The sequence below is a fragment of the Streptomyces sp. R33 genome, assembly GCF_041200175.1.
In the GTDB taxonomy this organism is placed as follows: Bacteria; Actinomycetota; Actinomycetes; order Streptomycetales; family Streptomycetaceae; genus Streptomyces; species Streptomyces katrae_B.
Genome location: NZ_CP165727.1, coordinates 6,754,978 through 6,779,363, shown reverse-complemented (window position 1 = coordinate 6,779,363; position 24,386 = coordinate 6,754,978). Strand labels below are relative to the sequence as shown.

The following is a 24,386-nucleotide window of genomic DNA, read 5'->3' as shown; positions in this document are numbered from 1 at the left end:
CTCGTCCGCCGGCCCGGCGCACGCGTCGCCCGCCGGCCGTGCGCCCGGCGCACCACCCCTGCGGGCGCCTCAATCCCCTTGGCGCCAGGGCTGTTTGGCCGTACCGGCAAGTGCCGTACGGACAGGGGTCCGTGCGGGTGAGAAACCCTCAAGTGGGCTGTGCCGCACTGACGATCGAATCCTCGGGCGAGGGCGCGGCCTCTGAGCGCTCGTGGCGGATGGTCCGTAAGCTGTGGCACGTCAACAGGACGACCGGTCAGCGGGGTGGACATGGCGATGATGCGGCTCCGGCGCGAGGACCCGCGTGTCGTCGGCTCATTCAGGCTGCACCGACGGCTCGGTGCCGGCGGTATGGGCGTGGTCTACCTGGGGTCCGACCGGCGCGGCCAGCGTGTCGCCCTCAAGGTGATCCGGCCTGATCTGGCCGAGGACCAGGAGTTCCGCTCGCGCTTCGCGCGCGAGGTGTCCGCCGCCCGGCGGATCCGCGGCGGGTGCACCGCGCGCCTGGTGGCCGCGGACCTGGAGGCGGAGCGGCCGTGGTTCGCAACGCAGTACGTGCCCGGCCCGTCCCTGCACGACAAGGTGGCGGAGGAGGGTCCGCTTTCGGCCGCGCAGATCGCCGCGATCGGTGCCGCGCTCTCCGAGGGACTGGTCGCCGTGCACGAGGCGGGGGTCGTCCACCGCGATCTCAAGCCCTCGAACATTCTTCTGTCCCCCAAGGGCCCCCGGATCATCGACTTCGGGATCGCCTGGGCCACCGGTGCGAGCACCCTCACCCACGTGGGCACGGCCGTCGGCTCCCCCGGCTTCCTCGCACCCGAACAGGTGCGCGGGGCGGCCGTCACCCCGGCCACCGACGTCTTCGCGCTGGGCGCCACCCTCGCCTACGCGGCGACCGCCGACTCGCCCTTCGGCCACGGCAGTTCCGAGGTCATGCTGTACCGCGTGGTGCACGAGGAGCCGCATCTGGTCGGGGTCCCGGACGCGCTCGCGCCCCTCGTACAGGCCTGCCTGGCCAAGGATCCCGAGGAGCGGCCCAGCACGCTGCAGCTGTCGATGCGGCTGAAGGAGATCGCGGCCCGCGAGGCGCAGGGGCTGTCCGACGGGCGCCCGCCGGTGCAGCGCGCACGGACCGAGCGGCCCACCGGACGGTCGGCGGAGCGGGCCGATGCGTACGCCGACCAGCGCACGGAGCGCCGTACGGGCGGCACGCCCGCGCCCCAGGCGCCGAACCAGGGACAGGGGCAGGGCCGGGGCCCGGACAGCGGGCCGCACTCCCGTCCCTCCGGCGCACGGCCTTCGTCCTCGCGGCCCTCGTCCTCGCGGAACCCGGGCGGTCCGTCCTCCCGGCCGACGGCGGGGCGTACGGGCGGCCGCCCGGCCCCGCGCACGACGGGCACGGGCCGGCGGTCGTCTCGGCCGGACCCCAGACTGATGCGGCAGCGACTGATCGTGTTCGTCGTGGTGACGCTGATCGTCGCGCTGGGCATCGCCGCCGCCCAGAAGTTCTGAGGGTCTGGAGTTCTGAGGGTCTGGAGCTCTGGGGTTCTAGAGCTCCGGCGGAACGGGCACCGGCGACTGGGGCGGGCGGGTCGCGTAGAAGGCGACCGCCGAGGCCGCGGCCACGTTCAGCGAGTCGATCCCCTCGGCCATCGGGATGCGGACCCACTCGTCGGCGGCCCGCAGCGCGTACGTGGACAGGCCGTGCCCCTCGGAGCCGAGCATGATCGCGGAGCGCTCGAAGCGCTCCGGCGGGACCTGGTCCAGCGGCGTGGCCTTCGGGCTCGGCGTCATGGCCAGGATCCGGTAGCCCGCCTCGCGGACCTTCTCGAGGTCCGCGGGCCACTTGTCGAGGCGCCCGTACGGCACCGAGAACACCGATCCCATCGAGACCTTGATGGCGCGCCGGTAGAGCGGGTCCGCGCAGTCCGGGGAGAGCAGTATCGCGCCGATGCCGAGGGCGGCGGCGCTGCGGAACGCGGCGCCCAGGTTGGCGTGGTCGACGAAGCCCTCGAAGACGGCGATCCGGCCGCCCGCCCCCTCCCCCGCGAGCAACTCGTCGGCGGTCGGGAGCGGCTTGCGCTGCATCGAGGCGAGGGCGCCGCGGTGCACGTGGTAGCCGGTGACGCGTTCGGCGAGCTCCGGGGTGACGGCGTAGACCGGCGCCGGGAGCTCGTCGATGACGTCGCGCATGACGTCGACCCACTTCGCGGAGAGCAGCATCGAGCGCATCTCGTACCCGGCGTCCTTGGCGCGTCTGATGACCTTCTCGCCCTCGGCGATGAACAGGCCTTCTTCGGGCTCGCGCCGGCGCCGCAGTTCGACGTCGGTCAGGCCCGTGTAGTCGCGCAGGCGGGGGTCGTCGGGGTCTTCGACGGTGATGAGATCAGCCACAGGGTGATACTGCCTTGTCCGGGGTGTGGTGCCAACGGCCCTGCCGGGCGCGGGCGCTTCAGGCGGTGGGGGTATGGACGTTGACGACCTCGCCGATCACGATGACCGCGGGCGGACGGATCTCCTCCGCCCGTACCGTCTCGCCGACGGTGGCGAGGGTGGCGTCGACGCGGCGCTGGGTGGCGGTGGTGCCCTCCTGGACGACCGCGACCGGGGTGTCGGCGGAGCGGCCGTGCCGGACCAGGGCCTCGGCGATCAGGCCGATCTTGTCGACGCCCATCAGGATCACCAGGGTGCCGGTGAGCTTGGCGAGGGAGGCCCAGTCCACGAGGGAACGCGGGTCGTCGGGGCCGACGTGGCCGCTGACCACGGTGAACTCGTGCGCCACGCCGCGGTGGGTGACCGGGATGCCGACGGCGCCGGGCACCGAGATGGAGCTGGAGATGCCGGGGACGACGGTGCAGGGGATACCGGCCTCGGCGAGCGCCTGGAGCTCCTCCATGCCGCGGCCGAAGACGTACGGGTCCCCGCCCTTGAGCCGGACCACGGCCTTGCCGGCCTTGGCGTGCTCGATCAGGGCGTTGTTGATGGCCTCCTGGGCCATGTACCGGCCGTACGGGATCTTCGCGGCATCGATGACCTCGACGTGCGGCGGGAGTTCGTCGAGCAGGTCTCGGGGGCCGAGCCGGTCGGCGATGACGACGTCGGCCTCGGCGAGGAGGCGGCGCCCGCGGACGGTGATGAGGTCCGGGTCGCCGGGGCCGCCGCCGACGAGGGAGACACCCGGGGTGCGGGTGCGGGCCGTGGCGAGGGAGCCGTCGCGCAGCCCCTCGACGACGGCGTCGCGGACGGCGGCGGAGCGGCGGGGGTCGTTGCCGCTGAGGACGGCGACGGTCACGCCCTCGACGCGGCCGGTGGCCGGGGTCCAGGCGGTGGCCGCATCGGCGTCGTCGGCGCGCACGCACCAGACCCGGCGGCTCTCGGCCTCGGCGGAGGCCGCGTCGTTGGCGGCCCGGTCGCGGGTCGCGATCAGCGCGTACCAGGCGCCGTCGAGGTCGCCGTCCTGGTAGCGGCGGCGCTCCCAGCGGATCTCGCCGGTCTCCGCCATGGCGTCCACGGAGGGGGTGGCGGAGGGGGAGATCAGCAGGACGTCGGCGCCGGCCGCGACGAGCGCGGGCAGCCGGCGCTGCGCGACCTGTCCGCCGCCGATGACGACGACGCGGCGGCCGGCGAGGCGGAGTCCTACGGGGTAGGCGGGGCTGTCGGCCATGGCGGGGGCTGCTCCTGAGGGCGACGGGGAGGCGAGCCGCTACGGCAGTGGAGCGGCGGATGGCTGAGCTGTGGTGCGGTACTGAGGGTCCAAGATACGTCCCCACCTGCGCGGCAGCACGCCCCGGGGTCCGCAGCGGCCCCGGCGGTGCACCCCGCCTGCGCGGAGTCGATCCGGCCGTCCGCGTCGGGGCGGCTCGAAGCCGGTTCGTCCGGCCGCGTTCCCGTCCGCGTCGAGCGGGGAGATCACGGCTTCGCTCTCGGAATTGTTTCCGCCCGGCTCCATGGACCACCACAGGGTGACGCCGTGCCCGCCGTGCCCCGCACCGCGGGCTGCGCCACCCAGGCCGAGCCGGTGCGGGGACGGCGGGTCCCGCCCGCTACTTCTCGGTGACGCCCGCCGAGTCGAACGTGGCCACCTCGTGCATCGCGCGGGCCGCGCTCTGGACCAGCGGGAGGGCCAGCAGGGCGCCCGTGCCCTCGCCGAGGCGCAGGTCCAGGTCCACCAGCGGGCGCAGGCCGAGCTTGTTCAGGGCCGCCACGTGCCCCGGCTCCGCGCTGCGGTGGCCCGCGATGCACGCCGAGAGGGACTCGGGGGCGATGGCCCGGGCCACCAGGGCTGCCGCGCCCGCGCTCACGCCGTCCAGGATGACGGGAGTGCGCAGGGACGCCCCGCCGAGGAGCAGGCCGACGATGGCCGCGTGCTCCAGGCCGCCGATGGCCGCCAGGACGCCGATCGGGTCCGCCGGGTCCGGCTGGTGGAGCTCCAGTGCGCGGCGGACGACCTCGACCTTGCGGGCGTGCGTCTCGTCGTTGATGCCGGTGCCGCGGCCCGTGACCTCCGCCGGGTCGACCCCGGTGAAGACCGAGATCAGGGCTGCGGAGACCGTCGTGTTCGCGATGCCCATCTCGCCGGTCAGCAGGGCCTTGTTGCCTGCGGCGACGAGGTCGCGGGCCGTCTCGATGCCCACCTCGATGGCCGCGATCGCCTCCTCGCGGGTCATCGCCGGGCCCGTGGAGAGGTCGGCCGTGCCCGGGCGGACCTTGCGCGGGAGCAGGCCCGGGGTGGCGGGGAGGTCGCCGGCCACGCCGACGTCGATGACGCAGACCTCGGCGCCCACCTGGTTCGCGAACGCGTTGCAGACCGCGCCGCCGCCCAGGAAGTTGGCGACCATCTGCGTGGTGACCTCCTGGGGCCACGGGGTGACGCCCTGGGCGTGGACCCCGTGGTCGCCCGCGAAGATCGCGACCGCGGCCGGCTCCGGGATCGGCGGCGGGCAGACCCGGGAGAGGCCGGACAGCTGGGCGGAGATGATTTCGAGCATGCCCAGGGCCCCGGCGGGCTTGGTCATGCGCTTCTGGCGCTCCCAGGCCTCGCCCAGCGCCTTCGCGTCGAGCGGGCGGATGCTCGCGACCGTCTCCGAGAGCAGGTCGTGCGGCTCCTCGCCGGGCAGCGCGCGGCGGCCGTACGTCTCCTCGTGCACGACCCAGGCCAGCGGCCGGCGCTGCGACCAGCCGGCGTGCGCCAGCTCGGGCTCCTCCGGGAACTCGTCGACGTAGCCGACGCACAGGTACGCGACGACCTCGAGGTGCTCCGGCAGGCCGAGCTCGCGGACCATCTCGCGCTCGTCGAAGAAGCTGACCCAGCCGACGCCGAGGCCCTCGGCGCGCGCGGCGAGCCAGAGGTTCTCGACGGCGAGGGCCGAGGAGTACGGGGCCATCTGCGGCTGGGTGTGCCGGCCGAGGGTGTGGCGGCCGCCGCGGGTGGGGTCGGCGGTGACGACGATGTTCACCGGGGTGTCGAGGATGGCCTCGATCTTGAGTTCCTTGAACTGCTTCGCCCGGCTCTTGGGCAGCGACTTCGCGTAGGCCTCGCGCTGGCGCTGGGCGAGCTCGTGCATCGTCCGGCGGGTCTCGGCCGAGCGGATGACGACGAAGTCCCAGGGCTGGGAGTGGCCCACGCTGGGCGCGTGGTGCGCGGCCTCCAGGACGCGGAGCAGCACCTCGTGCGGGATCGGGTCGGTACGGAAGCCGTTGCGGATGTCGCGGCGTTCGCGGATGACGCGCAGGACGGCCTCGCGCTCGGCGTCGGCGTACGCGGGGGCCGCTTCACCGGCGGAGGGCTCCACGGGGGGCTCGGGCGCGGCCTCGGCGACCGGCTCGGCGGCTGCCTCGGCCTCCGGCTCGGCAGCCGGCGCGGGGGTCTGCCCGGGAACGGCTTCGGGCTCCACCTGTGCGACGGCCTCGGCTGCCGACTCCGGTACGGCTTCCGGCGCGACGGGGGCCGCGAGGGCCTCGGGAGCGGCCGGCTCCGCGGCGACGGGCTCCTCGGCGGCGGGCTCGACCACGGCGGGCTCGACGGCCTCGGGGGCCTGCGGCTCCGGCGCGGCGGCCGGCGCCTCCAGGGCTGCTTCCGCCACCGGCATGTCCGCGGGCGCGGCCTCGGCCACGACCGGCTCCGGCGCGGGCTCGGCGGCGGGCGCCGGGGCCTGGACGGGCTCCGCGGCAGCAGGCGCAGGCGTCTCGGCGCCGGGCTCCGGCGCGGTCTCCGCGACCGGCGCGGGCTCCGGGACGGCGACCGGCTCCGGCTGAGGGGCTTCCGGGGCCTCGGGGACCTCGGCGGCCACGGGTGCCACCGGCTCGGGTGCCACGACGGGCTCGGGGACCGCGACCGGCTCGGCAGCCACCACGGGCTCCGGGGCCATCACGGGCTCCGGCGCCACTACGGGCTCCGGCGCCACCGCGGACTCGGGGGCCACCACGGGCTCCGGAGCCACCACGGGCTCCGGCTCCGCCGTCCACGGCTCGCCGGCCTGCGGCGGGGTCTCGCCCGGCTGCGGCGCGGCCGGTACGGCGGCGGCCTCGGGGCGCGGGACGTCCAGGTACTCGGGACCGACCGTCGGCGGCCCGGCCACCTGCACCGGAATCGGCGCCACGGGCGCACTCACGGCAGCGGCGACGGGCGCGACAGGGGCGACGGGCGCCGGGGCGGCCACGGGAGCCGCCGCCGGACCCCGGTCGGCGAGCGAGCGTACGACTCCGCCGGTGGCCTCGGGCACGGGCGGACCCATGTGCAGCGGCCGACGGGCGGGCATGGCCTGGGCGACGGGCGCGGCCGGGGCCACCGGGGCGGCCGCCTGCGGCGGGGCCACGAGGCCGCCGAGGTCGAGGGCACCGGAGTCACGGCCGCCGGCCTCGTGCGCACCCGCGCTGTACGAGACGTCGCCGTACGAGGGGTCGGGGAACGCGGGCTGTGCGGGGAACGCGGGCTCCGCGTAGGCGGGCTGCGCCTCGGGGTACTCGGCGTACGGGGCATCGCCGTACGAGGTCTCGACGGGGAAGACCGGCGCCGGCGGGACGACCTGCGGGTCGCTCCACGCACCCTGGCCGCTCGGCATCAGCAGCAGTTCCTCGTCCTCCGGCTCGGCCGGGTTGTCCACGAGGTCCTGGAAGGCGTAGCCGCCCTGGACGGGAGCGGGGACGGGGCCCGGGTTCTGGACCGGAGCGGGAATGCCCTGCTGATCCACCATGCCCGCGTTGTCCGGGAGACCCTCGCCCGGTACCTGGCCGGTGTCAGTCATGCGTACCCCTCGCCCATCGGTTGTGCCTCTTCGATCGCCCGGTCGCCCACGAGGCCGCCTGGCGGCGTTGCCGTGCGGGGTTGCCGTGCGATGCGCCTCGTCTCCCGCACACCCTGCGCGACAACCAGTAAGCATTGTCGCGCCCGTTAGCCACCACGGCAGCCATAACTGCCATGGTCCGCTGTGGACTGCGCCACGTCGCGCATCGGGCGGTGCCGTCACCCCCGACACAGCAGGGCGGTACGACGATCGGCCAGCCTACCGCGGGGTCCGGTCTAACGATTCACGGGGCGTTCGGCTGCCAGGAGGAACACGACGGAACGGTCCTGTTCACCCCACGTACGGGTGTCCAGGCCCACGGACTGGAGGAGCGCGCACTCGACGGTGTAACCGCCCTCGGTGAGCGCGCGGCCGATCGCCTCCGCCTCGTCGCGGGTGGAGGCGTGGCTGACGATCCGTTCGGGGCGGCGGTCGGCGACGGCCCGGGCGGCCTCGGCTCCCCCGCCGCCGATGCGGACGACGTCGGGTTCGGGGAGGTCTTCCAGTACGTGCGGTGCGCGGCCGGCGACGACCTGGAGCTGCACTCCCCGCTTGCGGGCGGCGGCAGTTGCGCGTTCGCAGGCGCGCGGGTCGGCGTCCACCGCGATGACGGCGGCGCCGAACGCGGCGGCCTCCACGGCGAAGACGCCGGAGCCGGTGCCGATGTCCCAGACGAGGTCTCCGGTGCGCGGGCCGAGGCGGGCGAGCTGGGCGGCGCGCAGCAGGGCCGACTCGCCTTCCCCGGCGTCGGCCAGGGGGCGGGCCCAGCCGCGGGCACCGGTCTGGGCGGGGCTCTGGCCGAGCAGCCAGGCCGGTTCGGCGGTGGCGGAAGAGGAGGAGAGGGAGGCGGACTGTCCGCCGATGACGATGACGACGTTGGGGTCGCGCCAGCTGTGGTCGGCGACCCGGTCGGAGGTCAGGACGGTCACCTGTTCCTTGGCGGTGCCGAGCTCCTCGCAGATGACGAAGGTGCGGTGGACCGCGCCGAGCAGGAGGGCGAGTTCGGCGGGGCCGGCGCCGGGCGAGGTGAGGACGGCGACCTTGGCGTGGGCGCGGCAGACGTTGACGGCGCGGCGCAGGGTGCGGGGGTGGGCGACGACCACCTGGGCGTCGTCCCAGGGCATGCCGGCGCGCGCGAAGGCGGCGGCGACGGAGGACACGGCGGGGACGACCTCGACCTCGAGGCCGTGCTCCGGGGCGCGCAGGGTGCGTACGGCGCCGAAGAAGCCGGGGTCGCCGTCGGCGAAGACGACGGCGGTGCCGCGGTGGCCGGCGATGCGGCGGGCGGCGAGGCCGAGGCTGCCCAGACGGATGCGTTCGGCGGTGGGCGGGACCTCGGGGAGTGCGAGGTGGTGCGCGGCGCCGGCCACGAGGGTGGCTGCGGAGAGCGCGGACCGGGCGGCCGCGGTCAGGGGCGAGCCGTCCCAGCCGATCACCGTGACCCGGTCGGCCATCGTCGTCAGTCTCCTGGGGTGGGGGCGGGCGAGGTTTCGTCGGCAGGGGCGCGCACGGTGAGACTACCCGGTCATCGGGTCAGCTCCAGTCGGCGCCGACGGCGTAGCCGCTCGCGTCCGCCTGCGCTCCGGGGCCGTATCCGTAGTCGTCGTGGCCGCTGTAGCCGTTGTAGCCGTCCGAGTCCCCCGTGTACTCGACGTCCTCCGGGATGAGGCTCCAGACGATGAGGTCGGTGCGGGTGTCCGCCCAGGAGCCGTCGGGGTTCTGGGTGCGCACTATCCATGCGTTGCGCAGGACGCCTTCGCTGATGCAGCCGATCTTCTGGGCCACCTGCTGCGAGGCGGTGTTGTCGGCGGCGGTGCGCAGTTCGAGGCGTTCGAAGCCCTGGTCGCGGAAGAGCCACTGGGCGACGGCGAGTACGGACTCGCTGGCGTAGCCCTCGCCGCGGGCCCAGGGGGCGGTGACGTAGCCGACCTCGGCGCTGCGGGTGCGCCAGTTGGTGTTCTGCAGGTGCACGATGCCGACGAGGCGCTGCGTGAGGAACTCGGCGACGGCGAAGACGATGCCCCTGCCCTCGGTGCGCTCCGCGTGGGAGTCCCGGGTGGCCCAGGCCTGCGCGTCGGCCTGGGTGTAGGGGTGCGGTACGGAGGTCCAGGCGGTGACGTGCTCGTCGTTCATCATCTCGGCGAGCGCAGTGACGTCCTCCCCGTCGAAGGGGCGCAGCACCAGCCGGTCCGTGCTGATGGTGACGTCCGGGAAGGTGGTAGTCATGCGCAGCTCCATGCCGTTGCTGGACCGTTTGTGCGGGTCGTAGGCACAGCATGCAGCATCGGCGGCGGGATGTGGCGGCCGGGTTGCCCGGAAGCGGGCAGCGCTCGGCCCCGCACACCCACCGGGGGCGTACGGGGCCGGACGGCTGGGAGGATCAGGCCTTCGGGGCGCCGAAGGCGGGGACGACGGAGCCCTGGTACTTGTCCTCGATGAACTTCTTGACCTCGTCGGAGTTGAGGAGCTTGGCGAGCTTCTCGATCCGCGGGTCCTTCTCGTTGCCGGCCTTCACCGCAAGGAAGTTGGCGTACGGGTTGCCCTCGGCCTTCTCCAGGACCAGCGCGTCCTTGGCGGGCGAGAGCTTGGCCTCGAGGGCGTAGTTGCCGTTGATGACCGCGGCGTCCACGTCGTTCAGGGCGCGCGGGACCGTGGCGGCCTCCAGCTCCTTGAACTCCAGGCCCTTCTTGTCGGTGATGTCGGACAGCTTGGCGGCGGTGCCGACGCCTTCCTTGAGGGTGATCAGGTTGTTAGCGGCGAGCAGCTGGAGCGCGCGGCCCTCGTTGGTGGTGTCGTTGGGGACGGCGATGGTCTGGCCGGCCTTGATGTCGGTGAGGGCCTTGACCTTCTTGGAGTAGAGGCCGAGGGGCTCCAGGTGCACGTTCACGACGGGCACGACGTGGGTGCCGTTCTTCTTGTTGAAGTCGTCGAGGTACGGCTTGTGCTGGAAGTAGTTGCCGTCGACCTGGCCCTGCTCGGTGGCGGTGTTGGGGAGCACGTAGTCCGTAAACTCCTTCACCTCCAGCTTGAGGCCCTCCTTGGCCGCGAGCTTGTCCTTGACGAAGTTCAGGACGTCGGCGTGGGGGCTCGGGGAGGCCGCGATGACGAGCGGCTTGCTCGCGTCGGCCTTGCCGCCGTCGGCCTTGGTGGAGGACGGGTCCGAGGAGCTGCCGCAGGCGGTGAGGCCGAGGGCGAGCGCGGCGGAGGCGGCGGTGAGGGCGGTGACCTTGATGTTCTTACGCACGAAGAGTGCCTTTCATTGCGGTGCAAGTGCGCAGGTCGTGCGCGGTTCTTGCGGGTGGTGGCGGCCCGAGCACGACAAGTGCGGGCTTTCTGGGGTGGAGAAATCCGGGGAGCGGTCCGGTGGTGCGGTCCGCGCCGTTCAGGCTGTCCGGCCGCGGCGGGCGAGGAGTCGGACCACTCCGTCGCCGATCAGCTGGATGACCGTGACGATGGCGACCAGGACCACGACGGTGGCGAGCATGAAGCCGGTCTCGAAGCGCTGGAAGCCGTAGGTGATGGCCTTGGAGCCGAGTCCTTCGCCGCCGACCGCGCCGGCCATGGCGGAGTAGCCGATCAGGGTGATCAGCGTGGTGGTCACGGCGGCGACCAGCGAGGGCAGGGCCTGCGGGAGGAGCACCTTGCCGACGAGGGTGGGGACCCCGCCGCCCATGGACTCGACGGCCTCGATCAGGCCGTGGTCCACCTCGCGGACGGCCGTCTCGACGAGGCGGGCGAAGAAGGGGATGGCGCCGATGGCGAGCGGGACGATCATGGCGGTGGGGCCGATGAAGGTGCCGACGACGGCGGTGGTGACCGGGATCAGGGCGATCAGCAGGATGATGAACGGCAGCGAGCGGCCCAGGTTCACTATCACGCCGAGGACCTTGTTGAGCGGCCGGTTCTGCAGGAGGCCGCCCTTGTCGGTGAGGACGAGCAGGATGCCGACGGGCAGTCCACCGAGGACGGTCACCAGGGTGGACCAGAGCACCATGTAGAGGGTGTCGTACGTGCCCTGGGTGAGCAGGGGCTGCATCTCGGACCAGGTCACTGGGCACCATCCTTGACGAGCTGGGCGAGCTCGGCGTCGGCATCTTCTGTGTTCTCGACGTCGTCGGTGACCACGTCGACCTGCAGGCCCTGCTCGCGCAGGAAGCCGACGGGCACGACGTTGTCCTCGTAGCGGCCGGGCAGCTCGATGCGCATGCGGCCGATCTGGCGGCCCGCGACGGTGTCCATCGCGGCGCCGAGGATCGAGATGTCGATGTTGTACGTCCGCGACAGCTGGGAGATGACCGGCTGGGTGGCGGCGTCGCCGTGGAAGGTGACGTCGACGACCGTGCGGTCGGGGCCGGTGGCGGCTCCGCTGACGGGGAAGAGCTCGCCGGCGAGCTCGGAGCCGGGGGTGGCGAGCAGTTCGGCGACGGTGCCGGACTCGATGATCCGGCCCCGCTTCATCAGGGCGGCCGAGTCGCAGACGCTCTTGACGACGTCCATCTCGTGGGTGATGAGCAGGACGGTCAGGCCGAGCTGCTGGTTGAGGTCGCGCAGCAGCTGGAGGATCGAGCGGGTGGTCTCGGGGTCCAGCGCGCTGGTGGCCTCGTCGGAGAGCAGCACCTTGGGGTCGCCGGCCAGGGCGCGGGCGATGCCGACGCGCTGCTTCTGGCCGCCGGAGAGCTGGGCGGGGTAGGCCTTGGCCTTGTCGGCGAGGCCGACGAGGTCGAGGAGTTCGAGGGCCTTGCGGGAACGCTCGCGGCCGGGGACGCCGAGGATCTCCAGGGGCAGTTCGATGTTGCCCTGCACGGTGCGCGAGGACAGCAGGTTGAAGTGCTGGAAGACCATGCCGATACGGCTGCGGGCCTCGCGGAGCTCCTTGCCGGCCCGGCGGCCGCGGCCGGCCAGGGCCGTGAGGTCGACGCCGTCGACGGTCACGGTTCCGGTGGTGGGGCGCTCGAGCAGGTTCACGCAGCGGATCAGGGAGGACTTGCCGGCGCCGCTCTGGCCGATGACTCCGTAGACCTCGCCCTCGCGGACGTGCAGATCGACGCCGTCCAGGGCGGTGACCTCGCGGCCACGGGACTGGTAGACCTTCGTGAGGCCCGATGTGGTGATCACAGGAATTCCGTCGCTGTCGAGTGCACGGCGCAAGCGGGTGCCGGGCACGGGGCAAACATCTGGGGACGCGATACGGGTCAGATCATCAGAAAACGACGCTGACGACGCGTGCGCGGGGCAGGAGCGGTCCGGTGCTGCTTCGGGGCGGCGGTCCGGACGGGCTCGGCCGGTCTCGCTTCGGGGCGCGAGACTGCAAGGAGAGGGGCCCTCAGAAGGCGCACATTCGACACATACAACGAGCACCGGGCGTCATCGTCGCCTCGGTCGCAAGGGTGCGGCTGCTCGTCGTGGTCATGGGCCCCAGTAAAGCAGACCTCCCCCTTCACCGATCACTGATGTCCGCATAGCGGACGGAATCCGGCCGCATTCCGGACAGCACCGGTCAGGGCCGGTCATCCGAGACGAAGGCCCTACCGCTGGGCTGACCTGCACGGACACGGCCCGGGAAGCCGCTGCGCGGCGACACCTGCAGGGCCGGGCGGGGGCCCGCGCTGTGGCCAAGGCCACGACCCACGGCTGCCGCGGGCCGGCTGCCCGCAGGGGTGCGCGCGGCCGGGCCGGCGGCCCGTAATACCCTCGCTGCATGCTCGACGCCCTGACCGTCGCCCTCGGCGCGGCCGCACTCGCCCTCGCCGCCTGGTGCGGATACGCCGCCCTGCGGGACCAGCCGACCAAGGACTGGCACTTCATCGGCATGGGCGTGGTGACCCTGCTGGCCCTGGCGCAGCTGGTGGTCGGCGTGGTGAAGCTGGTGCAGGGCGGCGAGCCCGACGAGGGCACGGTGATCTTCGTGGCCTACCTGGTGGGCGCCTTCGCGGCGGTCCCGGCCGCCGGGCTGCTCTCGCTGAGCGAGCGGACCAAGTGGGGTTCGGTGACGGTGGCCGCGGGCGCACTCGTCCTCGCCGTGCTCGAAGTACGCCTCTACGACATTTGGGGAACCCCCGGTGCCTGACACGCAGATGGACGACACGGCCGCCGCCCCCGCCGAACGGGGGCGGCTGGTCTCCGGGCCCGGGCTGCTGCTGGTCTGGCTGTACGGGGTGATCACGGTCGGCGCGGTCTCGCGCTCGGTCTACCAGATCTCCACCGAGTTCGACCGGGCCCCGCTGCCCTACACGCTGACCGGCCTGGCCGCACTCGTCTACTGCTTCATCACGTACTCGCTGGTGCGCGGCGGGGAGACGGCCCGCAGGGCGGCGCGCGCATGCTGCGCCGCCGAGCTGGCCGGGGTGCTCGTCGTGGGCACCTGGACCCTGGTGCGGCCCGAGTCCTTCCCCGACTCGACGGTGTGGTCGCAGTTCGGGATGGGCTACCTGTTCATCCCGGTGATCCTGCCGGTCACCGGGATGCTCTGGCTGCGCGCCAAGCGCTGAGCTCCGGAGGCGGGCGTCAGGCGCTGACCGCGAAGTCGGCCGCGTCGGTGGCCTCCTTCTCCAGGATCACCAGGCGCACGCCATCGGAAGCCGTACGGCCGCCGACCTGTACGTAGCCGGCCTTGCGGTAGAGGCGCAGGTTGGACTCGCTCTTGTGGCCGGTGTGCAGGCGGAAGCGGGTGGTGTCGCCGTGGCCCGCGAGGGCCTCCTCGACGGCGCGCAGCAGCCGGGCACCGAGTCCGTGGCCCTGCAGGCGCGGGTGGACGCAGAGCTTGGCGATCTTGCCGGTGCCGTCCTCGTCGACCTTGCCGCGCACGGTGCCGACCACTTCGTCGCCGAGCCGGGCCACCAGTACGGTGTCCGACTCCAGCTCCGCCTTGAGGGAGTCCAGGGTCTGGGTGAGCGGCTGGATGCGGTAGTTGCCGTACAGCTCGGCCTCGCGCTGGAACGCCAGGTACTGCAGTTTGAGGATCTGCTCAGTGTCCTCGGCAGCTGCCGCCGAAATGGTCACGCTCATGCCCATGTGCGCATGCCTCCCGCTCACCTGGTAGCCCATTGGTCTACCGCTCCCTTCCCCGATGGCGAGGAGCCGCAACCTCTGACGCGAGCATTCTGCGCAGACATCCCAGGCATCGGGAACGGACGGGTCCCAAACTTCCTTGTGAGATACCCAACTCTCCTGCGATTTCACGGTAGGTGAGGTCTCTGGGCGAAAGAAGTGCCCTCATGAGCTCCGGACACCGTCCGGGCAATCGGGCGACCGCCGATCGGAGGGCGCGGTTCTCCTCCCCGTGCAGCAGGGCGTCTTCGGGTTCGGCGCCCGCGCTCCCCGGCCGGCAGCCGTACGGGATCTCGCGGCGTGCGCGGCGCCGGGCGAGCCGCGCTTCGGCGCGCACCGCCCGGCGCAGCCAGCGGGCCGGCTCGGCGGGGGCGGGGTCGTGTTCCAGCAGCCTGACCCAGACGGCTTGTTCCAGGTCGGCCGCCTCCACGCCGGCGCCCGGGGCTTCCGCCGCCGCCTCGGCGGAGAGCAGCGGGCCCAGTTCGTTCAGCAGGTCGGAGTCCTTCAACAGGTCCATGCCGGGCGGGACGCGCGGGACGCACCCCGCGGTTTCCCCGCCCGGCACAGCCCACCCGTACGTGATGTTCCGCTTGTCTGTTGACGAGACTCCCTAGCGTCCGCGGCCCGGGCGGAAGGCCTCCGCCGCGAGCAGTCCGGTGTCCGCGTTGTCCGTGAAGATGCCGTCGATGCCCTGCTCGAAGTACGTCTTGAAGGCGCCGAAGGCGTCCCCGTAGGCGGCCGGGTCGGTGCCCCTGCGGTACTCGGCCGGCAGGAAGCTGTTCTCGTTGCGCGCGGTATAGGGGTGCAGCACCAGCCCGCGGGCGTGGGCGTCCTTGACCAGCGTGGTCGGGGTGCCCAGCTTCCCGGCGGCGTCGCGCGGGATGATCAGGTCCATCGTGGGGCCGATGCCCTGGGCGAATCCGGCGATCCACTTCAGGCCCTCGGGCTTGACCAGGTCCGCCACCGTCCGCGGGTCCTTGGCCTGCTCGAAGTCCCAGGGCCGGGTGCCCGCCGCCGACAGCAGGACCACGCGGGGCGCGGAGACCAGCTTGGAGAGCCGCTGGATGCTGGAGGGCTCGAAGGACTGGAGGAAGAGGGGAGCGTTCCGGCCGTCGCGGCCGTAGCGGCGCAGCAGTTTGGCGAGCGGTTCCTCGAGGCCCAGGCCCAGGGACCGGAAGTACGTGGGGTGCTTGGTCTCGACGTGCAGCCAGACGCGCTTGCCGCGCCTCTTGCCCTCGCGGTCGGCCCAGCGCAGCACCTCTTCGAAGGTGGGCACGTCCCACCGGCCGTCGTAGAGCGTGTTGCGCTGGCGGACGGCGGGGATACGTTCCTTCGCCCGCAGGGTCTTCAGCTCGGCGAGGGTGAAGTCCTCGGTGAACCAGCCCGTGACCGCGACCCCGTCGATCGACTTGGTCGTACGGCGGGACGCGAACTCGGCGTGATCGGCGACATCGGTGGTGCCGCCGATCTCGTTCTCGTGGCGGCACACCAGGTGGCCGTCCTTGGTGGGCACCAGGTCCTGCTCGACGACGTCCGCGCCCAGGTCGAGGGCGAGCTGGTACGACCCGAGGGTGTGCTCGGGCCGGTAACCGCAGGCGCCGCGGTGGCCGATGACCAGCGGGACGGGGAGGTCCCGGTAGCCGCCGCCGTGGCGCGCATCGGCCGCGAAGGCCGCCTCCGCCGTGTCCGTGGCCCGAGCCGTCTGCGCCGCCGAGGCGGATCCCGCCGAAATTCCGGCCATCCCGCCGCCCGCCGCCAGGACGGCCGCTCCCAGGACCGTGCGCCGTGCTGCCCCACCCTGTGTCATGAGTGCCACTCCTGTCGTATGGAAGGGCCGGCGGCACCCGGGGTCGGCGGGTTCCTGCGGCCCGATTCGGCGTGGCGATCGTAGGCAGCAGCCGGTGGCGCAGGGGTGGGCCCGCGGGGAACATGGCGGAAACGTGCGTCAACACTGCGTATCCACCTCGTGAACCCGATGTGCACTCGGAGCTGACCCACGAGTATCGTCCTCACCTGCACTACCGCCGTGTGGTGCGAAACCGCTTTTCGATGCCGGAGGGCTCACGTTGTTCCGTACATCGCTCATCAAAGCCACTGTCGGACCGGTCATGCGCATGATGTTCCGCACCCGTGTGGAGGGCATCGAGAACATTCCGGGCACCGGGCCGGTGATCCTGGCGGGCAACCACCTCACCTTCATCGACTCGATGATCCTTCCGCTGGTGTGCGACCGCACGGTCCACTTCATCGGCAAGGACGAGTACGTGACGGGCAAGGGCATCAAGGGCCGCGCCATGGCCTGGTTCTTCACCGGGGCCGGCATGATCCCGGTCGACCGTGACGGTGCGAACGGCGGCGTCGCCGCCCTGATGACCGGCCGCCGGATCCTCGAGGAGGGCAAGATCTTCGGGATCTACCCCGAGGGCACCCGCTCCCCCGACGGCCGCCTCTACCGCGGCCGCACCGGCATCGCGCGCCTGACCCTGATGACCGGCGCCCCCGTGATCCCCTTCGCGGTGATCGGCACCGACAAGCTCCAGCCGGGCGGCGCGGGCATGCCGCGCCCGGGCCGGGTCACCATCCGCTTCGGCGAGCCGATGGAGTTCTCCCGCTACGAGGGCATGGACCGCGACCGCTACGTGCTGCGCGCCGTCACCGACTCGGTGATGGCGGAGGTCATGCGGCTCTCGGGCCAGGAGTACGTGGACATGTACGCCACCAAGGCCAAGGCGGCGTAGCGCCTACTGCCGCTGCAGTGACCGGCTGACACCCGCCGCGGTCGTCGTGGCGAGGATCCAGCCGGTCACGATCAGCACGTACGAGAGCCACTGGTACCAGCCGCTCGGCGCGTAGGCGGATTCCTGCCCGAAGCTGATGATCGGCACGAGCAGGTCGATCGTGTAGAACACGGCATTGAAGTCGGGCGCCTCCCCCGCCTTCAGCGGCCGGGGCGCGTGCAGGCTGTATGCGATCGAGCCCACGAGCAGCAGCGCCAGCAGCCAGCCCGCCGCGCGCAGCGGCCGGAAGCCGTAGCCGACGGTGGCGTCCTGGAGCAGCCCCCAGACCCTGGCGTGCCGGGGCAGGGTGCGCCGGTGGCGTCGCAGCTTGGCGAGCTGCACGGTCCTGGCGGCGGCCTCGTCGCCCGCCGTACGGTAGGCGGCGGCGAGCTGCTCGTACGCGTACGGGAGGTACCCGGACTCCTCGCGCTCCAGGGCGGGCAGCCGCTGCTCTGGCGGCAGGTGCGGGCCGAGGGTGCGGTAGGTCAGGCCGTCGACGGCGATCCGCTCGGGCCAGGCGTCCGGATCGATGTGGAACAGGTCGAAGGTGGAACGCCGCAGGTTGACCTCGCCCTGGATCGGGGGGCACCGGCGCAGCCACATCTCGCCGACGGCGCAGCTGGAGGCGCGAAGGGCGGTCCCGCCGGGGTTTCCGAGGTCGGCACGGCTGAGGTAGGCCTGGCCGGGTATGCGGGAGCCGGTGAGGTTGACCATGCCCCGGGCGTGCAGCCGGTTCGCGCGCAGGTCGGTGCCCACCGTCAGCGTCTCGGCGTGCAGGGCTGTCCCCCCTGGGGTCAGCAGGCGGGCCCGGTCGAGCTGGACCTGTCCGCCCACGGTGGCACCGTTGAGCCGCAGTTGGCCGTGCACCGTCAGGTCGTTGGCGATGATGTCGGTGCCGATCTCGGCGTGGTTGAGCTGGAGCGCGGCCTCGCCCGCCTCTTCCTCGGGGACCGGGCCGACCACGGCTCCCTGGAGGAAGAGCCCCCCGGAGATCCTGGCGCCCTGGAGGCGTACGGGCCCGGTGATCCGACAGCAGGAGAGCCGCAGGACCAGGTCCACGCGCAGGGTGGCGGCGGTCAGGCCGGGCAGCGTCGAGTAGCCGAGGACGAGCGCCTTCAGCTGGGCCCCGTACAAGAGGGGTTTGCGCTCGAACCAGCAGTCCCGCAGCCGGATGGCGTGGTCGACGACGGAGTACCTGAGGTCGAGTTTGCCTACGATCCTGGCCCCTTTGAGCTTGATCCCGGCGACCTGTCCCTCCTCCGCGGGGCCGGCGCCGAGCAGGAGAGCGCGGAGGACCTCGGCGCGGATGGTGCGCTCCGGTCCCCAGCCGGCCCCGTCGACGGAGCTGTCGCCCGGCTCTTCCCGGAAATCGACGCCTTCACCGCGCGGGAAGGCGTCCCATACGCGGCGTTCCGCCGGGGTCAGCTCGTTGATCTCCATCGCGGGGATGGTGTCCTGTGCGTCAACGGACTGTCAACTCTGTGCAGGACACCACCGATTGGGCACGGCGCTCGGCATCGTCAGTGCACCACGCCGTCCTGGAGCCGCTGGCCCTTCAGCAGGAACCACGCCGCCACCGCGGTGGCCAGCAGCACGGCCGCGCCCACGCCGGAGGCGTACCGCAGGCCGTCCACGAAGGCCTCCTGGGCGGCGCCCACCATCTGCGTGGCGGTGGCCGGGTCCACGGCCTTGGCGGCCTCGACCGCGCCGCCCAGCGATTCGTGCGCGGCGTCGGCGACCGGTCCGGAGACCGAGGCCGGGGCGGTGAAGCCCTGGTAGACGCCCGTGACGATGGAACCGAGCAGGGCGATGCCGAGGGCCGCGCCGAGTTCGTACGCGGTCTCGGAGACGGCCGAGGCCGAACCGGCCTGCTCCTTGGGGACGCTGGAGAGGATCACGTCGGCGGTGACGGTGAAGGAGAAGCCGGCGCCGAGGCCGACGACCAGCAGGGCCGCGCCGAGCAGCGGGTAGCCGCTCTCCTTGTGGACCAGCGTCAGCGCGCCGAGCGCGAGCCCGATGGCCGCGAGGCCGCCGGTCACGATCGACCGTACCGAGTACCGGCGGGCGTACCGGCCGGCGACCAGGCCGGTGGCCACCGCGCCGATGGCGGCGGGCAGTTCGGCCAGGCCCGCCTCCAGGGGGTCGCGGCCCTGGACGAGCTGGAGGAACTGGGAGAGGAAGAAGACGAGGCCGGAGAGGCCGAAGACGGTCAGCAGGTCGGCCAGGACCGCGCCGGAGAAGCCGCGGTGCCTGAAGAGCCGCATGTCGAGGAGCGGCGACGGCAGGCTGAACTGGCGGCGGACGAAGGCGCACAGGCATGCGGCGCCGATGACGGCGGCGGCCCCGACGGCCCAGGTGACACCGTGGGTGGCGACTTCCTTGACGGCGTAGACGACACCGATGACGCCGACGAGCGAGAGGGCGACGCTGATCAGGTCCCAGGGGCCGGCCACCGGGTTCTTGGACTCGGGCAGCAGCTTGATGCCGACGAGGACCAGGGCGATCATCACGGGCAGGTTGATGAGGAAGACGGAGCCCCACCAGAAGTGCTGGAGCAGGGCTCCGCCGGCGACGGGCCCGATGGCCGCGCCGGCCGAGGCGGTGGCGCCCCAGATTCCGATGGCGAGGCTGCGTTCCTTGGGGTCGTGGAAGATGTTCCGGATCAGCGCGAGGGTGGACGGCATCAGGGTGGCACCGGCCACGCCGAGCAGGGCCCGGGCCACGATCATCATCTCGGGGCTGGTGGCGTAGGCGTTGAGGACGGAGACGGCGCCGAAGGCGGTCGCACCGACCAGGAGCAGCTTCTTGCGGCCTATGCGGTCGCCGAGGGAGCCCATGGAGACGAGCAGTCCGGCGATGACGAACGAGTAGATGTCGCCGATCCAGAGCAGTTGGGTGCCGGACGGCTTGAGGTCCTCGCTGAGCGAGGGCGTGGCGAGACCGAGTACGGTGGCGTCCACCGCGACCAGCAGAACGGCCAGGACGAGCACGGAGAGCGCCAGCCAGCGCCCCCTGCTCCCCCGGCCCTTGATCGCCTCCGTCCCCTTCTCCCGGGTCAGCTGTTCGATGCGGCTCATTTCTCCACACTCCGTCGTGCGCCACCGAGCAGCAGCTCGATGATCATGTACTGGAAGTCCTTCGCGGCGACCCGGCCGTCCATGACGGCCCAGGCGCAGGTGCCGATGAGGCCGTAGAGCGCCTCGGTGAGCCAGGCGGGGCTCAGGTCGATCCGGATGTCGCCCTCCTCCTGGCCGCGCCGGAAGAGCGCGCTGACGCGGGCGTCGAGCCGGGCCCATCCCTCGTTGACCTGGTCGCCCTCGAAGAGCTGGTTCTCGGTGACGAGGAAGGCCAGCAGCTGGGCGTCGCGCTCGGCCTCGGCGACCAGCCGGCGCAGCGCCTCGACGGCCGTGCCCTCGTCCAGGCGGGCGTTGTCGAAGGCCGTCTCGAACTGGCGGATGCCGAGTTCCTCGAGGGCCCGTACGAGGGCGTCGCGCCCGGCGAAGTGCCGGTGCAGGGTCGCGCGCCCGATGCCTGCGGCGCGGGCGACCTCGTCCATCGTGGCGGTCGATTTGCGGGAGAGCAGGGCTGCGGCGTCGCGGAGCACCTGGTCACGGTCCATGGCCATGAGACAAGCATACCTCGAATGAGACGTTCATGTCTCACCCAATAAATGGGGTGCCCCCGGCACCCGGAACGGAAGGCTGCCGAGATGACACCGAAGCCCTTGCTGCTGATCGACGTGGACGGCCCCCTGAACCCCTACGCGGCCCAGCCCCAGCGCCGCCCCGAGGGGTACTCCACCCACCGGATGCGTCCGGCCGGCTGGACCGAGGCGGAGAGCCGGCGCCCCCTGCGGGTCTGGCTCAACCACGCCCACGGCGCAGAGCTGCTCGCGCTGGCGCGCAAGTACGAGCTGGTCTGGGCCACCACCTGGAAGGACGAGGCGAACGACTGGATAGGCCCGCATCTGGGCCTGCCGCGGCTCCCGTACATCGACTGGCCGCAGATGCACGGGCGGACTCCGCGCGGCACCTTCTGGAAGACGCAGTACGTCCTGGAGTACGCGGGCGAGCGGGAGTTCGCGTGGATCGACGACGACATCACAGCGATGGACCGGGAGTTCGTGGACCAGCGCCACCCGGCGCGGGCGCTGCTGATGCGGATCGACGAGCGGATCGGGCTGGTCCGGGGGGACTTCGAGCGGCTCGCCGGCTGGGCGGCGTGAGGGACGGCGCCCGACCGGGCCCAGACACCGAGGCCGCCGGTCCGGGGTTTTGATCATGCCCACCGGGCCCATCTAGCATGCCCATGCCACTCCCCGCGATCTTGCCGTCCGACGAAAGCGACCCATGCGCATCAAGCGGATCCTCGCCACGACCGCCGCCCTCACCTGCCTCGCCGCCCTCCCCGCCTGCAAGGGGGACGGCCAGGCCGCCCCACCCGGCGCGCCCGCCTCCTCCGCGGCCCCCGCCGGCGCCGCCGCCGAGGGCGCGCTCGCCGAGGCGCAGCGGTACATGCGCCAGTTCACCGGGTGCGAGGACCTGGGCACGAAGCCCGACGACCCGAGGATGCCGAGGGGCGACTTCCCCAAGATCGGGCAGTGGTCGGTCACCGAGGTCGGCGTCTGCCGCGACGGGGGCGGGCAGGGCGACATCGCCATCGCCGTCCCCAAGGACATGAAGGCCTTCCAGGCGGGCTACAAGCAGTACGTCATGGACAGGATCTCCGGGGGTGACGGGGCCTACGGGCTCTTCAGCAACGTCCTGGTCGGCAAGGGCTTCGTCGCCTTCCCCACCAGCTCGAAGACCGCCATGGCCCTGCTCCGGTCGGACATGCGCGTCCTGGTCTGCAACCCCGGCGGCCGAGTGCCCGAGGGGTACAAGCGGGAGAAGCCCCTGGTGGAGGGCTGCGGCCTCACCGACTTCTTCGCCGCCGAAGACGGCTCGGGCAGCCCGAACTTCGAGACCCCGCAGGACCCGGCGGGCGGCGGCGAGAAGCTCGGCCAGCCGAAGACCGGCAGCCTCGGGCTCGCCCGCGCCGGCAGCATCGCCGAACTGCGCAAGCTCGTCGGCAACAGCCTGGACTGCGAGAAGCACTTCTCCACGGACCCCGAAGCGGTGGCCATCGAGTCCATCGACTACCAGCCCGCGGTGAAGGGCAACGCGCTGGACTGGGGGATCACGGACCGCGCGCTGTGCGGTCAGCCCGCGGGGGCGCAGCGCGCCGTCAACCTGAGCTGGCTCGACACCGTCGGGGACATGAAGAAGCTCCAGACCAGGGCGAAGGCCGCCCAGCAGGCCGACCTGAAGGACGACGGCAAGCTGAAGGCGACCGTGAGCATGCTGCTCGTCGGGGAGAACATCGCGGTCGAGACCAACAGCCCGTCGGCCCGGTTCGGCCTGTACCAGCTGCAGTTCCTGTACCTGAACTGCGTGCCCGGCTTCTCCGCCCCTTCCGGGTACCGGCTGGAGAAGGCCCAGGTCGAGGGCTGCGTCCTGACCAACTACGAGCCGGAGCACCCGGTGCGCTGAACGGGCGGGCGCGCGGCGGCGGACATGAGGGAGGGGCGGTCGGGGCACGGGGCTCCGACCGCCCCTCCCGGCGTCCCGCGGCGTGCGGACGTACAGGCCTTCGGGCCGGGGGCCTTCGGGCGTGCGGGCCGCATGGCCGCGGGGGCAAGGGGGCAGTGCCGTTCGGCTACTGCTTGTGGGTCGCCCAGGCGTGCTGGATGACCAGGTCGGCCTTCAGCTCCGCGAGCTGCTTGGCGACCGCCGAGGGGGCGGTGCCGCCGCGACCGTTGCGCGAGGCGAGGGCGCCGGGCACGTTGAGGACCGTACGGACCTCCGGGGTCAGGTGCTCCGAGATCTTCGCGAACTGCTCGTCGGTGAGCTCGTCCAGCTCGATCCCGAGCGCCTCGCACTCCTTCACGCACTCGCCGGCCACCTCGTGCGCCACGCGGAACGGCACGCCCTGCTTGACCAGCCACTCCGCGATGTCCGTGGCGAGCGAGAAGCCGGCCGGAGCGAGCTCCTCCATCCGCTCCCGGTTGACCGTGAGGGTGGCCATCATCCCGGTGAAGGCCGGGAGCAGGACCTCGAGGGTGTCGCAGGAGTCGAAGACCGGCTCCTTGTCCTCCTGGAGGTCCCGGTTGTACGCCAGCGGCAGCGCCTTGAGCGTGGCCAGCAGGCCCGTCAGGTTGCCGATGAGCCGGCCCGACTTGCCGCGCGCCAGCTCCGCGATGTCGGGGTTCTTCTTCTGCGGCATGATCGACGACCCGGTCGAGAAGGCGTCGTGCAGGGTCACGAAGGAGAACTCCTTCGTGTTCCAGATGATGATCTCCTCCGCGATCCGGGACAGGTTGATCCCGATCATCGCGGTGATGAAGGCGAATTCGGCGACGAAGTCGCGGGAGGCCGTGCCGTCGATCGAGTTGCCGACCGAGCCGCGCTCGAAGCCCAGGTCGGCGGCGACCGCCTCCGGGTCCAGCCCCAGCGAGGAGCCGGCCAGCGCGCCCGAGCCGTACGGGGAGACCGCGGTCCGGGTGTCCCACTGCCGCAGCCGCTCCGCATCCCGGGACAGGGACTGCACGTGGGCCAGTACGTGGTGCGCGAAGAGCACCGGCTGCGCGTGCTGCAGGTGGGTCCGGCCGGGCATGGCCACGTCGTGGTGGGTCTCGGCGAGGCCGACCAGCGCGTCCTGGAGGTCCGCGATCAGGCCGCCGACGATGCGGGCGTGGTCGCGCAGGTACATCCGGAAGAGGGTGGCCACCTGGTCGTTGCGGGACCGGCCGGCGCGCAGCTTGCCGCCGAGGTCGGCGCCGAGCCGCTCCAGCAGGCCCCGCTCCAGGGCGGTGTGCACGTCCTCGTCGGCGATGGTGCCGGTGAACGAGCCGTCGGCGACGTCGGCTTCGAGCCGGTCGAGGCCCGCGATCATGCGGTCGAGCTCATCCGCCGTGAGCAGGCCCGCCTTGGCGAGGACCCGGGCGTGGGCGCGGGATCCGGCGATGTCGTACGGCGCGAGGCGCCAGTCGAAGTGGACCGACGCGGACAGCTTGGCGAGGGCCTCGGCCGGGCCGTCGGCGAACCGGCCGCCCCAGAGCCGGACGTCACCACCGTTGTTGCTGCTCACAGCTACTGCTCCTCAAGACTGCATCTGCATGGCTTTGGATGCGCACATGGCGTCGGATGTGAAACTGCCTCCCCGCCGCGGAGGATGCGGGGAGGCAGTCGGGTACTGCTGGGCCGTCAGGCGAGGTCGCAGCGCGCCGCGATGTGGGCAT

General features: G+C 72.5%; 21 protein-coding genes. 6 read left to right on the top strand and 15 right to left on the bottom strand.

Annotated elements, in window-relative coordinates; all coding sequences use genetic code 11:
- Window positions 1-264 precede the first annotated feature (264 nt).
- Window positions 265-1,512, top strand: a complete 1,248-nt coding sequence (locus AB5J51_RS31155; RefSeq protein ID WP_168724228.1) for a serine/threonine-protein kinase — start codon at window positions 265-267, stop codon at window positions 1,510-1,512.
- Between the two features lie 36 nt (window positions 1,513-1,548).
- Here AB5J51_RS31155 and AB5J51_RS31150 read toward each other — a convergent pair whose 3' ends face one another.
- From AB5J51_RS31150 to AB5J51_RS31115, 8 genes are all read right to left on the bottom strand, one after another.
- Window positions 1,549-2,394, bottom strand: a complete 846-nt coding sequence (locus tag AB5J51_RS31150) for an RNA methyltransferase (RefSeq protein ID WP_133898537.1) — start codon at window positions 2,392-2,394, stop codon at window positions 1,549-1,551.
- Between the two features lie 58 nt (window positions 2,395-2,452).
- The gene (cobA, locus tag AB5J51_RS31145) at window positions 2,453-3,664 is read right to left on the bottom strand and encodes a uroporphyrinogen-III C-methyltransferase (RefSeq protein WP_053786022.1); all 1,212 of its coding nucleotides are present in this window, start codon (window positions 3,662-3,664) and stop codon (window positions 2,453-2,455) included.
- A 379-nt stretch (window positions 3,665-4,043) separates the two neighbouring features.
- Complete coding sequence (cobT, locus tag AB5J51_RS31140; protein WP_369779152.1) at window positions 4,044-7,244, bottom strand: nicotinate-nucleotide--dimethylbenzimidazole phosphoribosyltransferase; 3,201 nt, start codon at window positions 7,242-7,244, stop codon at window positions 4,044-4,046.
- 275 nt (window positions 7,245-7,519) lie between these two features.
- The gene (cbiE, locus tag AB5J51_RS31135) at window positions 7,520-8,737 is read right to left on the bottom strand and encodes a precorrin-6y C5,15-methyltransferase (decarboxylating) subunit CbiE (protein ID WP_369779151.1); all 1,218 of its coding nucleotides are present in this window, start codon (window positions 8,735-8,737) and stop codon (window positions 7,520-7,522) included.
- Between the two features lie 79 nt (window positions 8,738-8,816).
- Window positions 8,817-9,509 carry a GNAT family N-acetyltransferase gene (locus AB5J51_RS31130; protein ID WP_133898534.1) on the bottom strand — a complete coding sequence of 231 codons (693 nt, stop codon included), beginning with the start codon at window positions 9,507-9,509 and terminating at the stop codon, window positions 8,817-8,819.
- A 154-nt stretch (window positions 9,510-9,663) separates the two neighbouring features.
- Window positions 9,664-10,527, bottom strand: a complete 864-nt coding sequence (locus AB5J51_RS31125; RefSeq protein WP_369779150.1) for a MetQ/NlpA family ABC transporter substrate-binding protein — start codon at window positions 10,525-10,527, stop codon at window positions 9,664-9,666.
- A gap of 138 nt (window positions 10,528-10,665) precedes the next feature.
- Complete coding sequence (locus AB5J51_RS31120; protein WP_030294468.1) at window positions 10,666-11,334, bottom strand: methionine ABC transporter permease; 669 nt, start codon at window positions 11,332-11,334, stop codon at window positions 10,666-10,668.
- Window positions 11,331-12,398, bottom strand: a complete 1,068-nt coding sequence (locus tag AB5J51_RS31115; protein ID WP_136224296.1) for a methionine ABC transporter ATP-binding protein — start codon at window positions 12,396-12,398, stop codon at window positions 11,331-11,333. The genes AB5J51_RS31120 and AB5J51_RS31115 overlap by 4 nt, the downstream gene beginning before the upstream one ends.
- Before the next feature lie 583 nt (window positions 12,399-12,981).
- Between AB5J51_RS31115 and AB5J51_RS31110 the strand changes: the two genes are divergently transcribed.
- Window positions 12,982-13,350, top strand: a complete 369-nt coding sequence (locus AB5J51_RS31110) for a hypothetical protein (protein ID WP_030294464.1) — start codon at window positions 12,982-12,984, stop codon at window positions 13,348-13,350.
- 7 nt (window positions 13,351-13,357) lie between these two features.
- Window positions 13,358-13,771: a hypothetical protein gene (locus AB5J51_RS31105; protein WP_136224367.1), complete on the top strand. Its 414-nt coding sequence runs from the start codon at window positions 13,358-13,360 to the stop codon at window positions 13,769-13,771.
- 16 nt (window positions 13,772-13,787) lie between these two features.
- Here the strand turns inward: AB5J51_RS31105 and AB5J51_RS31100 are convergent, their stop codons facing one another.
- The 3 genes from AB5J51_RS31100 to AB5J51_RS31090 form a co-directional block, all read right to left on the bottom strand.
- Window positions 13,788-14,294 (bottom strand): GNAT family N-acetyltransferase, encoded by a 507-nt coding sequence (locus AB5J51_RS31100; protein WP_030294460.1) that lies wholly within the window; start codon window positions 14,292-14,294, stop codon window positions 13,788-13,790.
- A 37-nt stretch (window positions 14,295-14,331) separates the two neighbouring features.
- Window positions 14,332-14,847: an RNA polymerase sigma factor gene (locus AB5J51_RS31095; RefSeq protein ID WP_078987264.1), complete on the bottom strand. Its 516-nt coding sequence runs from the start codon at window positions 14,845-14,847 to the stop codon at window positions 14,332-14,334.
- A gap of 93 nt (window positions 14,848-14,940) precedes the next feature.
- The gene (locus tag AB5J51_RS31090) at window positions 14,941-16,137 is read right to left on the bottom strand and encodes a glycerophosphodiester phosphodiesterase (protein WP_136224295.1); all 1,197 of its coding nucleotides are present in this window, start codon (window positions 16,135-16,137) and stop codon (window positions 14,941-14,943) included.
- A 301-nt stretch (window positions 16,138-16,438) separates the two neighbouring features.
- On the opposite strand from AB5J51_RS31090, the gene AB5J51_RS31085 reads away from it, so the two are divergent.
- Window positions 16,439-17,068 carry a 1-acyl-sn-glycerol-3-phosphate acyltransferase gene (locus AB5J51_RS31085; protein ID WP_053786093.1) on the top strand — a complete coding sequence of 210 codons (630 nt, stop codon included), beginning with the start codon at window positions 16,439-16,441 and terminating at the stop codon, window positions 17,066-17,068.
- 3 nt (window positions 17,069-17,071) lie between these two features.
- Here AB5J51_RS31085 and AB5J51_RS31080 read toward each other — a convergent pair whose 3' ends face one another.
- The 3 genes from AB5J51_RS31080 to AB5J51_RS31070 form a co-directional block, all read right to left on the bottom strand.
- Entirely contained in the window at window positions 17,072-18,547 is a 1,476-nt protein-coding gene (locus AB5J51_RS31080; RefSeq protein WP_053786014.1) for a hypothetical protein, read from the bottom strand.
- Between the two features lie 80 nt (window positions 18,548-18,627).
- Window positions 18,628-20,184 (bottom strand): MFS transporter, encoded by a 1,557-nt coding sequence (locus AB5J51_RS31075; RefSeq protein WP_369779149.1) that lies wholly within the window; start codon window positions 20,182-20,184, stop codon window positions 18,628-18,630.
- Window positions 20,181-20,732 (bottom strand): TetR/AcrR family transcriptional regulator, encoded by a 552-nt coding sequence (locus AB5J51_RS31070; protein WP_053786012.1) that lies wholly within the window; start codon window positions 20,730-20,732, stop codon window positions 20,181-20,183. Before AB5J51_RS31070 ends, AB5J51_RS31075 begins: the two co-directional genes overlap by 4 nt.
- 84 nt (window positions 20,733-20,816) lie before the next feature.
- Here AB5J51_RS31070 and AB5J51_RS31065 point away from each other — a divergent pair, with 84 nt between their 5' ends.
- Both AB5J51_RS31065 and AB5J51_RS31060 read left to right on the top strand, forming a co-directional pair.
- Window positions 20,817-21,332 (top strand): HAD domain-containing protein, encoded by a 516-nt coding sequence (locus AB5J51_RS31065; RefSeq protein WP_369779148.1) that lies wholly within the window; start codon window positions 20,817-20,819, stop codon window positions 21,330-21,332.
- A 124-nt stretch (window positions 21,333-21,456) separates the two neighbouring features.
- Window positions 21,457-22,638, top strand: coding sequence for a hypothetical protein (locus AB5J51_RS31060; RefSeq protein WP_369779147.1), 1,182 nt, complete (start codon window positions 21,457-21,459; stop codon window positions 22,636-22,638).
- Between the two features lie 166 nt (window positions 22,639-22,804).
- Here the strand turns inward: AB5J51_RS31060 and argH are convergent, their stop codons facing one another.
- Window positions 22,805-24,235, bottom strand: coding sequence for an argininosuccinate lyase (gene argH / locus AB5J51_RS31055; RefSeq protein WP_053786009.1), 1,431 nt, complete (start codon window positions 24,233-24,235; stop codon window positions 22,805-22,807).
- Between the last annotated feature and the right edge of the window lie 151 nt (window positions 24,236-24,386).